This is a genomic window from Methylomonas sp. Kb3 (genome assembly GCF_002834115.1).
Taxonomy (GTDB): Bacteria; Pseudomonadota; Gammaproteobacteria; order Methylococcales; family Methylomonadaceae; genus Methylomonas; species Methylomonas defluvii.
This window is the reverse complement of record NZ_PIZT01000003.1, coordinates 1-13,033: the sequence shown is the minus strand read 5'-3', so window position 1 is coordinate 13,033 and position 13,033 is coordinate 1. Positions and strand designations below refer to the sequence as shown.

13 protein-coding genes are annotated in these 13,033 nt (G+C 48.9%); all 13 read left to right on the top strand.

What is annotated here, in order from left to right; translation table 11 throughout:
- Nucleotides 1–70: 70 nt before the first annotated feature.
- The 13 genes from cutA to CWO84_RS02055 all read left to right on the top strand — a co-directional run bounded on the left by cutA (nucleotide 71) and on the right by CWO84_RS02055 (nucleotide 12,957).
- Nucleotides 71–388: a divalent-cation tolerance protein CutA gene (gene cutA / locus CWO84_RS02120; RefSeq protein WP_101051649.1), complete on the top strand. Its 318-nt coding sequence runs from the start codon at nucleotides 71–73 to the stop codon at nucleotides 386–388.
- Nucleotides 370–2,586, top strand: a complete 2,217-nt coding sequence (gene dsbD / locus CWO84_RS02115; protein ID WP_101051648.1) for a protein-disulfide reductase DsbD — start codon at nucleotides 370–372, stop codon at nucleotides 2,584–2,586. Before cutA ends, dsbD begins: the two co-directional genes overlap by 19 nt.
- Nucleotides 2,583–3,110, top strand: a complete 528-nt coding sequence (locus CWO84_RS02110; RefSeq protein WP_101051647.1) for a TlpA disulfide reductase family protein — start codon at nucleotides 2,583–2,585, stop codon at nucleotides 3,108–3,110. Before dsbD ends, CWO84_RS02110 begins: the two co-directional genes overlap by 4 nt.
- Nucleotides 3,111–3,224: 114 nt before the next feature.
- Nucleotides 3,225–3,686 (top strand): type II 3-dehydroquinate dehydratase, encoded by a 462-nt coding sequence (gene aroQ / locus CWO84_RS02105; RefSeq protein ID WP_101051646.1) that lies wholly within the window; start codon nucleotides 3,225–3,227, stop codon nucleotides 3,684–3,686.
- Nucleotides 3,676–4,116: an acetyl-CoA carboxylase biotin carboxyl carrier protein gene (gene accB, locus CWO84_RS02100; RefSeq protein ID WP_101051645.1), complete on the top strand. Its 441-nt coding sequence runs from the start codon at nucleotides 3,676–3,678 to the stop codon at nucleotides 4,114–4,116. Before aroQ ends, accB begins: the two co-directional genes overlap by 11 nt.
- A 20-nt stretch (nucleotides 4,117–4,136) precedes the next feature.
- Nucleotides 4,137–5,480, top strand: coding sequence for an acetyl-CoA carboxylase biotin carboxylase subunit (accC, locus tag CWO84_RS02095; protein ID WP_101051644.1), 1,344 nt, complete (start codon nucleotides 4,137–4,139; stop codon nucleotides 5,478–5,480).
- Between the two features lie 65 nt (nucleotides 5,481–5,545).
- Nucleotides 5,546–6,430 carry a 50S ribosomal protein L11 methyltransferase gene (gene prmA, locus CWO84_RS02090; RefSeq protein WP_101051643.1) on the top strand — a complete coding sequence of 295 codons (885 nt, stop codon included), beginning with the start codon at nucleotides 5,546–5,548 and terminating at the stop codon, nucleotides 6,428–6,430.
- A 79-nt stretch (nucleotides 6,431–6,509) separates the two neighbouring features.
- Nucleotides 6,510–7,079: a DUF3426 domain-containing protein gene (locus CWO84_RS02085; RefSeq protein ID WP_165786255.1), complete on the top strand. Its 570-nt coding sequence runs from the start codon at nucleotides 6,510–6,512 to the stop codon at nucleotides 7,077–7,079.
- A 6-nt stretch (nucleotides 7,080–7,085) separates the two neighbouring features.
- Nucleotides 7,086–8,282 carry a class I SAM-dependent rRNA methyltransferase gene (locus tag CWO84_RS02080; protein WP_101051641.1) on the top strand — a complete coding sequence of 399 codons (1,197 nt, stop codon included), beginning with the start codon at nucleotides 7,086–7,088 and terminating at the stop codon, nucleotides 8,280–8,282.
- 179 nt (nucleotides 8,283–8,461) lie between these two features.
- Nucleotides 8,462–8,989 (top strand): hypothetical protein, encoded by a 528-nt coding sequence (locus CWO84_RS02070; protein WP_033158967.1) that lies wholly within the window; start codon nucleotides 8,462–8,464, stop codon nucleotides 8,987–8,989.
- Nucleotides 8,990–9,174: 185 nt separating this feature from the next.
- Entirely contained in the window at nucleotides 9,175–10,776 is a 1,602-nt protein-coding gene (gene xrtD / locus CWO84_RS02065; protein WP_033158968.1) for a VPLPA-CTERM-specific exosortase XrtD, read from the top strand.
- Nucleotides 10,777–10,856: 80 nt separating this feature from the next.
- A complete protein-coding gene (gmd, locus tag CWO84_RS02060) occupies nucleotides 10,857–11,978 on the top strand; it encodes a GDP-mannose 4,6-dehydratase (RefSeq protein ID WP_033158969.1) in 1,122 nt (373 codons plus the stop codon).
- Between the two features lie 4 nt (nucleotides 11,979–11,982).
- Complete coding sequence (locus tag CWO84_RS02055; protein WP_033158970.1) at nucleotides 11,983–12,957, top strand: GDP-L-fucose synthase; 975 nt, start codon at nucleotides 11,983–11,985, stop codon at nucleotides 12,955–12,957.
- The last annotated feature ends 76 nt before the right edge of the window (nucleotides 12,958–13,033 follow it).

The window sequence follows — 13,033 nt, the reverse complement described above, 5'->3', positions numbered from 1 at the left end:
TGAGTCCGGTTGCGGTAAAAAGCCGCTAATACTAAGAGCATCTTGGTGCAAATTCCAGGATAATATCGATATGTATCAATTGATTCTTTGTTCCTGCCCGGACCTAGAGCTTGCCGACAAACTGGCCGGCACTCTGATAACCCAAAAATTAGCAGCCTGCTTGAATATCCTGCCAGGAGTGCGCTCGGTCTATGAATGGCAGGGCCAAATCGAAACCGCCCAGGAACATTTACTGCTAATCAAAAGTCATCAAGACCGCTATGCGGCCATTGAAGCGACGCTGAAAAGCCTACACCCTTACCAACTCCCGGAAATTATTGCGGTCGCGATAGAAAGCGGCTCGCTGGATTATTTGAAATGGATAGACTCATGCCTTGGCATCGACTGATTTTATTATGTTTATTCGCTGTTTTTTGGCGCACTGCGGCGGCGCTGGAAAGTCAGGATTTTTTGCCCCCGGAGCAGGCGTTCAAATTAACTGCCACGGCCGAAACCGCCGATAAAGTTGAATTGCACTGGCAGATAGTCGAAGGCTATCACCTGTATCGGGATAAGACCAAGTTCCAGTCGCAAACTGAAGCGATTCAGTTGGGTCAGGCACGTATGCCGGAAGGCGTTACCGAGCATGACCCGAGTCTGGGTGACGTGGTGGTGTATCGCAATACCTTGGATGTCGTGTTGCCGCTGATTAATCAAGGTCGTGAAACCCAATTAAAGCTGCTGGTTAAATACCAAGGTTGTGCGGATGCCGGAGTTTGTTATCCGCCGCAAAAAGTACTGCTGGATGTGGCGCTCCCTGCAGCTCCGCAAGCTGCAAACAGTGGGGCGCTTAACCAGTTTGTCAAAGGTCTAAAGGGCTTGTCGCCCGGCTTGTTTTCCGAGGAGTTATTGCCGGCGGAACAAGCCTTTCAGTCTTTCGCCACTTTGAAAGATCCGCATACTGTGCAAGCAACTTGGCAAATTGCCGAGGGTTATTACCTCTATAAGGATAAGTTGTCGGTCAAAGCGGAGGGCTCTATCCAGACGCGGTTGTCGCCTTTGCAACTTCCGGAAGGGGCTGCTTACCACGACGCTGAGTTTGGTCAGGTGCAAATCTACCGAAACCAGATCAGCGTCGATATACCGCTGTTACGAGATAGCAAGGCCGCCGAAACCATTGAGTTGCTGGCAAAGTTTCAGGGTTGCGCCGACCGCGGTGTGTGCTATCCGCCCATGCAATCCAAGGTGAGCCTTGACTTGCCGCCTACTGATGTATTGCCGCGAGCCAAGCCGGCCGGGGGCGAGTTATCGGAGCAGGACAAAATCGTCAATGCTTTGCGGCATGATAGTTTGGCGCTGACTTTACTCAGTTTTTTCGGGTTTGGCTTGTTGCTGGCCTTTACCCCATGTGTGTTTCCGATGATTCCGATTCTGTCCGGCATCATCGTCGGCCATGGTGACCAAATCGGTACGCGCAAGGCCTTCTTGCTGTCCTTGAGTTATGTATTGGCTTCGGCGTTGATGTATACACTGTTCGGTATCTTGGCGGCTTTGTTCGGCAGCAATCTGCAAGCGACCTTTCAAGAGCCTTGGGTAATCGCCGTGTTTTCAGGATTATTCGTGCTGTTATCGCTGTCGATGTTTGGTTTTTACCATTTGGAGCTGCCTAAATCGCTGCAATCCGCCTTGCATCACTCCAGCGATAAGCATCGCGATGGTTCTTATCTTGGCGCCGGTATCATGGGGGCGCTGTCGTCGCTGATCGTCGGACCTTGTGTGGCAGCCCCGCTGGCAGCGGCATTGATTTACATCGGTCAAACCGGTGATGTGGTGTTGGGCGGTTTGGCGTTGTTCATGATGGGCCTTGGTATGGGTGCACCGTTATTACTGTTGGGCGCATCAGCTGGCAAATTGCTGCCCAAGGCGGGTGATTGGCTGAATGCCACCAAAGCCGTATTCGGCGTGGCGATGCTGGCCGTGGCGGTGTGGATGTTATCGCGGATTCTGCCGGCTGCGGTGACGATGTTTTTGTGGGCTTTGTTATTGGTTATTCCGGCCATATTTCTCGGGGCAATCGATTCTTTGCCGGAAGCGGCTTCCGGTTGGCGTAAACTCTGGAAAGGTTTGGGCATTATCATGCTCGTATTTGGCGTTCTGCAGTTGATCGGCTTGAGCGCCGGAAACGATAATCCCCTACAGCCCCTGCAAGGCATGGGTTTCAATGCGCAAGCGCAGGAACCGGTTCAGGGGCTTAGTTTTCAGCGGGTGGCATCGGTGGTGGAATTGGAGCAACGCATCCAGCAAGCAACGGCCAGCGGCAAGCTGGTGATGCTGGATTTCTATGCCGATTGGTGTATTTCCTGTAAAGAGATGGAGGCTTACACCTTCACCGATCCGCAGGTTAAGCGACAATTGGCTGATTTTGTGCTGCTCCAGGCCGACGTGACCGATAACAACGAGTCAGATAAAGCCTTGTTAAAGCGCTTCGAGCTAGTTGGGCCGCCGGGCATCATATTTTTCGGTGCCGATGGCCGTGAACAGGCTGCGCAGCGCGTGATCGGCTACCAGGATGCCGCTACTTTTTTAAGAACCTTGCAACAACTATGAATAAAAAAATCGTACTGATAGTCACCGCTATTGCCTTTGTTGCACTGGCGGCCGGTCTGTTTGTCAGACAATATTTCGCAGCCCCCGAAGCCGGTAAACCGACTCCGCAAATCAATTTCAGCTTGCCTGACCTGGCGGATACGCCGCAATCGGTCACGCAATGGCAAGGCAAAATATTGATTATCAACTTCTGGGCAACCTGGTGTCCGCCCTGTTTGAAGGAAATTCCCGAGTTCATCAAGCTTCAGGATGAGTATAAAGATCAAGGCGTGCAGTTTGTCGGCATTGCCATCGAAGACAAGCAACCGGTAGAAGACTACCTTAAACGTATCAAAATCAATTATCCGGTGTTGATTGGCGGCGAAGGTGCAACGATGTTGGCTCAACAGCTGGGCAATGTGATCAACACCGTGCCATTCACGGTGATCATTAATCAACAAGGGCAAATTGTGCATCATCAATTAGGCGAATTGACCCGAGACAAAGTGCTGGAAGTGATTGCGCCGTTGTTGACGGCAAAATGACTGAAAAATCGCTAAAACGCAGGCTAATGAAGTGAAAAACGGTTTATCTGGACAAAAACCTACAAATTAGGCAGAATTCATTCTTATTTAGCTAATTTTTGTTCGACACCGGCAATGGCAAACCTCACGGTTCTCAATGGACCCAATTTAAATCTGTTAGGCGTCCGGGAACCTGGGCTTTACGGTAGCAAAACATTGCAAAGCATTCAGCAGGGAATGGAGCGGTTGGCCCAAACATTGGGGCATCAATTAAATTTCCTGCAAAGCAACGCCGAGCATGAAATTGTTGAACAAATTCATCAGGCTTATCGGCAGGGCGTCGATTTTATCATTATCAATCCCGCCGCATTTACCCATACCAGCGTGGCTATTCGCGATGCCTTGCTGGCAACCAAGATTGCATTCATAGAAGTACATTTATCGAACGTGCATGCCCGTGAGCCTTTCAGGAAGCATTCGTATTTTTCGGATATCGCCGTCGGCGTTATCTGCGGATTGGGGGCGAACGGTTACGAATTGGCTTTGCAAGCCGCTCATCAGATATTACTAGAGAGAACTCAGAACAATGGATATTAGAAAAATAAAAAAACTGATTGATCTTATCGAGGAATCCGATATTGCTGAAATAGAGATTCGCGAAGGCGAAGAATCAGTGAAAATCAGCCGTTATTCGGCGGCTGCGCCGGTGCAATATGCTGCCCCGGTGGCTTCGGCACCGGTAGCGGTTGCTGCGGCCTCCGCCGCGGTCGCGCCAGTGGAAGAGAAAGTCAGTGGTCATGTTGTGAAGTCGCCGATGGTCGGGACATTTTATCGCTCTGCATCGCCTGGTTCAGCGGCATTTGTCGAGGTAGGTCAGTCGGTTAGCAATGGTCAAACCTTGTGCATCATCGAAGCGATGAAGATTTTGAATCAGATCGAGGCGGATAATAGCGGCAAAATCAAGCAAATTCTGGTTGAAAACGGCCATCCGGTCGAATATGGCCAACCTTTGTTCATCATTGAATAACGGACAAAGGGGCTGGACTAATGTTTGAGAAAATTGTTATCGCCAATCGCGGCGAGATTGCTTTGCGCATTTTGCGGGCCTGTCGCGAATTGGGTATTAAAACCGTGGCTGTGTATTCCGAAGCAGATCGTGACTTAAAACACGTCAGACTGGCCGATGAAGCAGTCTGTATCGGTCCCGCGGCATCCGCCGCCAGCTATTTGAATATCCCGGCGATTATCAGCGCCGCCGAGGTGACGGATGCGGAAGCTATCCATCCCGGTTACGGTTTCTTATCCGAAAATGCCGATTTTTCTGAGAAAGTGAGTCAAAGCGGCTTTGTATTTATCGGTCCAAGGCCTGATACCATTCGGATGATGGGTGACAAGATCGCCGCAAAAAAAGCCATGCAGGCTGCGGGTATCCCTTGCGTGCCGGGTAACGGTGATCCTTTGGGGGACGACGAGGAAACCAATCTGAAAATGGCTCGGGAAATTGGTTATCCTGTGATCATTAAGGCTGCTGGCGGCGGTGGCGGTCGCGGTATGCGCACCGTGCATACCGAAAGCGCACTGCTAAATGCCATTGCGATGACCAAGGCCGAGGCCGGCACCGCGTTCGGCAATAGCACCGTCTATATGGAAAAGTTTCTGGAAGATCCGCGGCATATCGAGTTTCAGGTGTTGGCAGACTCGCACGGCAATGCGATACATCTGGGTGAGCGCGATTGTTCCATGCAGCGCCGTCATCAAAAAGTGGTGGAAGAAGCGCCTGCGCCGGGTATTACCGAAGAGCAACGCAAACAGATGGGCGAGCGTTGCGCGCTGGCTTGCCGGGAAATCGGTTATCTGGGCGCGGGGACTTTCGAATTTCTGTACGAGAAAGGCCAGTTTTACTTCATAGAAATGAATACGCGGGTGCAGGTCGAGCATCCGGTCACCGAGATGATTACCGGTTTCGATATTGTGAAGGAACAGCTACGCATCGCTGCGGGCGAGCCGTTATCGATCACGCAAGAACAGGTGAAGTTTACCGGTCATGCCATCGAATGCCGTTTGAATGCCGAAGATCCGAAAACCTTTATGCCCAGCCCCGGCGTGATCGATCAATTCCATATGCCGGGTGGCCCGGGTATCCGTTGCGAGACGCATATCTATAATGGCTATAAAGTTCCGCCGTATTACGATTCCATGATCGGCAAGCTGATTGCTCACGGCGACGATAGGGCCAGTGCGATTGCCCGGATGAAGACCGCACTGAGTGAAATGGTAATAGACGGCATCAAAACCAATATCCCCTTGCAACAGAGCATTATGGCTGACGCGGCGTTCGCTCTGGGTGGGCAAAATATCCATTACCTCGAAAAGAAATTGGGTATCCATTAATTCGGTATGGGCGAGGAGATGACGAAAATGGTGTCTCCTTTCCCTGCTAAACGCTTTATATAACTATGGCCTGGCATCAGCTTTCCGTTATCACCGACGAAACCACCGCTCCGGACATATCGGAGTTTTTCAGCGAATTGGGCGCGGTCTCGGTGACTTACAGCGATGCCGATGATGAGCCGGTTTACGAACCGGCCATTGATCAAACCAAAATCTGGACTCGTACTCGGGTCACGGCTTTGTTCGAGCTCGATACCGATCCGGATATTGTTCGCAACTTGTTGTTCAATCAGTTTATCGGTCAGCCTTTGCAGGAATGGGTAGCTGAGGTTTTGCAAGATCAAGCCTGGGAGCGGGCGTGGATGGAGCATTTCCAGGCGATGAAGTTTGCCAATCGTTTGTGGATTTGCCCCAGTGGCCAGGAACAGCACGAGCCGGGTACGGTTTGCATGACTTTGGATCCCGGCTTGGCATTCGGCACCGGAACCCATCCGACGACTGCATTGTGTTTGGAGTGGTTGGCCGGTAACGATATTAAGGATAAAGTGTTAATCGACTACGGCTGTGGATCGGGGATTCTTGCCGTCGCAGCGTTGTTACTCGGTGCCAAGCAGGCGCATGCGGTAGATATTGATCCGCAGGCGTTGACCGCCAGTCAGTACAACGCCGAAAAAAATCAGGTTCAGCAACGGATCGATTATTATCTGCCCGAACAGTTTTCCGGGTTTGCAGCTGATTTGGCACTTGCCAATATTCTCGCTAAACCGCTGATTGAGCTGGCTCCAACGATTGGCGCATTGGTCAGGCAGGGCGGGCATTTGGTTTTGTCAGGCATCTTGAACGAACAAGCCGAGTCTGTAGCGGCAGCTTATCGAGAGCAGGGGTTTGTTGTGGAGCCACCGGTCAGTCAGGAAGACTGGTGTCGATTGGATGCCTATAAACCCGACTGAATAGATGTTTAGCCGGTGCCCGTATTGCGCTGAGCAGCACGAAGTTACCGTCGAGCATTTGCGGCAATCGCGTGGCTTGTTGGATTGTTCGGTTTGCGGTAAATCTTTCGATGCGTTGCGATTCCTTAGTGAAGATAAAGATTCGCGACTGAACGACGACTTGCCGTATCCAGACCACCAAACTTTAGACCAGGGGCCGCAGACTCGGCGGGTTTGGTTTGTTGCCACCAGCTTAGTGGCATTGTTATTGGTGGCACAAATACTGTATTTCGAAGGTTATCGTTTAACTATGCAGCCTCAGCTCAGAGCACATTTAGATAAAGTTTGTGCGACATTATCTTGTCGGTTACCGCCATATAAAAATCTTGAGGAATTGAGCGTTTCGCATAGCGATTTGCGAGTTCGAAGCGATAGCAGTTATTTGTTTAGCGCTGTACTTAGCAATCAGGCGCTTTTTGCGCAAGCTGCGCCGGACTTGAAGCTGAGTGTGTTGAATTTTAATGGACAGGCCATTGCAGAACGGGTGTTTAGTTCTGCGGAGTACCTTCTAAAACCCACAACACTCGCCCCAGAGCAAACGGTCGAAATTCGGTTGTTTGTTGTGGCGCCTGCTGCGCCAATTGGCGGTTATACCTTTACCTTACTTTAGGGCAATATGAGCTACCCGGAACTGTTTCTTAAAAAAAACGAAGACAAACGTCTGCGGCAAGGGCATTTGTGGGTATTCAGCAACGAGGTCGATACCCAGCGCAGCCCTTTGGAGCAGTTTGCGGCAGGCGACGTAGTCCTTGTTCACGATTCTGGCGGTAAAGCTTTGGGGATAGCGTATCTGAATCCTCATGCACTCATTTGCGCGCGCTTGTTGACGCGCAAAACCAATATCAAAATCAATGAAAGTTTTTTTAAAGCGCGCTTGGCCCAAGCTTTAGGGTTGCGTGAGCGTTTGTTCGATAAGCCCTATTATCGCTTGGTGTTCGCCGAAAGCGATGGTCTACCCGGCTTGGTAATTGATCGCTTTGGGGTTGTGCTTTCCGTGCAAATTACCACTGCCGGAATGGAGCGGTATAAGGATGTGCTGGTCAAGATCCTACTTGAGCTGCTGGCGCCAACGGCTATTTTGCTGAAAAACGATAATAGTCAGCGCCAGTTGGAAAGTCTCTCTTTGGAGCCTGAGCTGGTTTACGGCGAGTTGCCTGAGCAATTGCTGATTGAAGAAAACAACGTGCGTTTTCTCGTTAATGTGGCAGAGGGTCAAAAAACCGGTTGGTTTTACGATCATCGCAACAGTAGGGCGCAGTTTGCTCAAGCTTGCCATGGTTTAAGGGTGCTTGATTTATTCAGCTATGCCGGTGCTTGGGGTATACCTGCCGCAGTGGCGGGCGCTGCGGAAGTGTGTTGTGTGGATAGCTCCGAGAGTGCGTTGGCTTTAGCTTCCACTAGTGCTGAATTGAATCAGGTGCAGGGCAAAATGCAATTCGTGCGCAATGACGTGTTCGAGTTTTTGAAGCAAGCCCGTGAACAGCAACAGCATTACGACGCGATTATCCTGGATCCGCCCGCGCTGATTAAACGTAAAAAAGATTTCAAAGCAGGGTACGAAGCCTATCGGCGCTTGAATCATTTGGCGCTACAGGTTTTGTCGAATAATGGTATTTTGGTCTCGGCATCATGCTCGCATCATTTGAGTAGAGATAATTTGCATGAAATATTGCGTTCTTCGGCGCGGCACATTGACCGGCACTTGGTGTTTTTCGGTGCCGGTACTCAAGGCCCGGATCATCCGATTCATCCGGCCTTGCCTGAGACCGATTATTTGAAAACCTTTTTTTGTGCAGTATCGAGCCGGCTATAGTCAATTATGGTGGATTCCAAGCCCCAATGCGGTCTGTGCGGTCAGCGGGTGTTGATTCCCGGATTTGAGCTCAACACTTTGCTGGGCGAAAAAAAATTCTGTTGCGAAGGTTGTCGCAGCATTTTTCAACTGCTCCATAGCGAGCAAATAATAATAACGACTCCAGAGGAGAAATAAACATGAAAGCCTGCGAATCTTGTGCAGACCGCGTCAATATCGGTTGCCATCATAAACAAATGCCGGTTATATCCAGAGCTATCGGTTTGCTGTTTATCTATTTGCCGATTTTGACCTTGCCGTTTGTGATTACCAGCGCTTATTTGACTTATTTCAGCCTGAAATTGGTCGGTGCGGAAAATGTTAAAAAATGGAGTGATTTTCTGCCGGCCAGGGCGAGCCATCGGTATGATTTAAAAAATCAGATTACGATGGACGGGTCATTCAAATTCAGCATGGCGCAATCGAAATTATTCTGGATTTTGAATTGCACCTGGTATTGTCCGGTGAGTGTGGGCTTATTCGAATGGCATGCTTACATGGTGAAAGTGGTGGAAAACTGGTGGTGTCCATTTACCCATGATCGTAAAAACAGCTATACCGACGGTGCTATCGATCAATCTTTTTGGCATATTTATCCTGAAGAAAAAGCTAAATTGCATGAAGACGACAAAACAAACCCGATTTTTACTGCCGATCCCGAAGCCTAAAAGTGTTATTTGTCTGTCATGATGTGTCACTCGGCTTTAATAAAGCTCGGGGATAATGGTTAGATTTACCGGTTAGGGCTATTGCGATTGATCGGGTTAGTAAGTAGGACAAAATTTCCATACCGCATAACAAACAGTGCCGGTATGGGGGAAATTTAAACATCAATTCTTATTTTCGACACGGAATGAATACAGAGAATACGAAACCGGCCATTGTCTGGTCATTATGGGGTGCGGCTTTATTGCTGCTGTGCGTGGTGTTCAGAGATAGCCTTATCGAAATGGCGACGACATGGACGAATGTCGAGGAATACAGTCACGGGTTTTTTATACCTATCATCACTATTTACCTGCTTTGGGTGCGGCGCGGCGAGCTAGTCTTGGTTCAAGGATTTAAAGCGTCGCTGCCCGGTATCATCATTATCTGCTTAGGGTTGATTCTTTTTATTCTGGGCGGGTTGGCAACCATAAAAACCATGGAGCAGTATGCTTTTCTGGTGGTGTTGACGGGGATGTTTGGCAGTGCTTTCGGGCTGCGCGGGTTGCGGGTTGGGGCTGTCCCTCTGTTGTTTTTAGTCTTCATGGTGCCGTTTCCATCTTTCATACTGAATAACCTGTCGTCAAAGCTGCAATTGATTTCTTCCTGGTTGGGCGTGGAATTTATACGAGCTTGCGACATCATGGTTTACCTGGAAGGGAATGTTATCGATCTAGGCAGCTATAAGTTGCAAGTGGTTGATGCCTGTAGCGGATTGCGTTATTTGTTTCCTTTGGCCAGTCTGGCTTTCCTATGCGCTTATCTGTTTAAAGGTCCATTCTGGCAGAAGTTGCTGATTTTTCTGTCGTCGATGCCCCTGACCATTTTTATGAACAGCTTTCGGATTGGTGTCATCGGGGTCCTGGTCGATAACTGGGGCACTGAGATGGCTGAAGGCTTTTTGCATGATTTTGAAGGCTGGGCGGTATTTTTGCTTTGCATGTTTCTGTTATTTATCGAGATGTGGGTTTTTAGCCGAATCAGCGGTAGGAAACTGGCAATGGGCGAACTGGTGCAGATTCCGGAAGAATGGAGCCACACGGCGCGTCGAGATATTGTCGCAATATTGAACAAATCGGTTTTCGCGGTGTTGCTATTGCTTTGTATAGGTGCAGGCGCTTCAGAGGTCTTTAAGGGGCGGGAAGACATTATTCCAGCGCGAAAAGCGTTTTTAACATTTCCGACGACGTTGGGAAGTTGGCAGGGACGTAATGACTATTTAACGCAATTTTATCTAAACGAGTTGAAATTGACGGATTATGTTATTGTCAATTTTGCTCAGCCTGAAACTCGGAACAGCGTTAATTTTTACAGCGCGTACTACCAATCGCAACGCAAGGGCGCCGTAGTACATTCGCCCCGCAGTTGTATTCCTGGGGATGGTTGGCAGATCAGCAGTTTCGAGCAACGCGAGTTCACAGATTTGCAACTGGACGGGCAGGCATTGCAGGTAAATCGGGCCATTATCCAAAAAGGCGAAAGCAGACAATTAGTGTATTTTTGGTTCCAGCAGCGCGGCCGGATGATAACTAACGAATATATGGTCAAATGGTATTTATTTTATGATGCCATCACTATGAATCGCACCGATGGGGCCTTGATTCGCTTGGTGACTCCTGTGGATAAGGTGGAAGATATTGCCGTTGCCGACAAACGCCTGCATCTATTTTTAAAAGATTTATTGCCTGAGTTACCCGCCTATTTGCCGGGTAAGATCATTGAGCCTGTTTATTCGGCTTTACCGGGTTAATCAATTAAGACGTCGGCTTCATTGCCTGACGAATTTATGCGGTTTTACGTCGATTTGACTCAAAAGAAAAGGAGCTGTAAATGAGTAGAAAAAAAGCATTGATCACTGGCATAACCGGGCAAGACGGATCCTATCTTGCCGAATTTCTGTTGGAAAAAGGCTATGAAGTGCATGGCATCAAACGGCGTTCGTCATTATTTAATACCGAACGCGTTGATCATATCTATCAAGACCCGCATATTAAGGATCCCCAATTCTTTCTTCATTACGGTGATTTGACGGATAGTTCGAACCTCACCCGTATCCTTAGCGAAATTCGTCCGGATGAAGTCTACAACTTGGGCGCGATGAGCCATGTTGCTGTATCGTTTGAGTCTCCTGAATATACGGCCGATGTAGACGGTATGGGGACATTAAGGCTTTTGGAAGCCATTCGTTTCCTCGGTATGGAGAAAACTACGCGTTTTTACCAGGCATCCACTTCTGAGTTGTATGGTCTGGTCCAAGAAATTCCGCAGAGAGAAACCACGCCGTTTTATCCCCGTTCGCCTTATGCGGTAGCCAAGCTCTACGCCTATTGGATCACCGTTAATTATCGTGAAGCTTATGGCATGTATGCCTGCAACGGTATTCTGTTCAACCACGAATCGCCGCGCCGAGGCGAAACTTTTGTGACGCGCAAAATCACTCGAGGCCTCAGTAATATCGCAATTGGTCTGGATAAATGTCTATATATGGGCAATATGGATTCTCTTCGAGACTGGGGGCATGCGAAGGACTACGTGCGGATGCAATGGATGATGTTGCAGCAAGATCAGCCTGAAGATTTTGTGATTGCTACAGGTGTGCAGTATTCGGTGAGACAATTTATCGAAATGTCGGCTAAAGAATTGGGTGTGACTATTCGTTGGGAAGGTGCGGGCGTTGAAGAAAAAGGTTATGTCGATGCTATTAACGGTGACAAAGCGCCTGGTATGGCGGTTGGACAAAACATCGTCGCTATCGATCCGCGCTATTTTAGACCTGCCGAAGTGGAAACGCTGTTGGGCGATCCGACTAATGCCAAGAACAAATTGGGTTGGGTGCCGCAAATTACTTTGCAAGAAATGGTATCCGAAATGGTGGCCTATGATCTTGAGCAAGCGCAAAAACATGCTCTGCTGAAAGAACAAGGTTATAACGTGGCGGTTAGCCGGGAGTAACAGCATGGTAGATAAGAAAGATAAGATTTATCTGGCGGGCCACAGAGGTATGGTAGGCTCGGCGATTTATCGGCAATTGACTGAGGCGGGTTATCAAAACATTGTAGTGCGTACGCATGCTGAATTGGATTTGACCGATCAAACGGCTGTGCAGGACTTTATGCAACAAGAGCGTCCGAATCAGGTGATTCTCGCGGCGGCCAAGGTTGGCGGCATTCATGCCAATAATGAATATCCGGCGGAATTTATCTATCAAAATCTGATGATGGAAGCCAATGTGGTTCATCAGGCTTGGCGGATTGGATGCAAACAACTGCTGTTCTTGGGCAGTTCTTGTATCTATCCGAAATTCGCTGAGCAGCCGATGCGAGAAAGCGCGCTGTTGACAGGCGTTTTAGAGTCGACCAATGAGCCGTATGCAATTTCCAAGATTGCCGGAATTAAGTTGTGTGAGTCATATAACCGGCAGTACGGCGTAGATTATCGGTCTGTGATGCCGACCAATTTGTATGGCGAAAATGATAATTTTCACTTGCAAAATAGCCATGTTATCCCGGCATTAATTAGAAAGTTTCATGATGCCAAGGTTAGTAATTCTCCGACTGTCAGTGTGTGGGGAACTGGTAAGGCTATGCGCGAGTTTTTGCACGTCGAGGATATGGCTGCTGCTTGTCTGCATGTGATGGCCTTGGACAAAGAGCAATATCAATCTTGCACTGAACCCATGCTGTCGCATTTAAATGTTGGGACTGGTGAAGATGTAACGGTGTGTGAATTGGCTGAAATCATCCAAGACGTCGTTGGTTTTCAAGGGCAAATTAACTGGGATAGTACCAAGCCGGATGGTACTCCGCGAAAACTGATGGATGTCTCAAAGCTTAAGTCTTTGGGGTGGCAACCAAAGATACCGCTTAAAACAGGTCTGGAGCTTACCTATCGTTGGTTTTTAGAGCATCAAGGCCAGTTTAAAGCAGAATAGTTTTGCCCAAATCCCGGCGCGCCTGCGAGGCATGTTTATCAAGTAGGGAAAAGAAAGTTTGCGCGAATAGAAATAA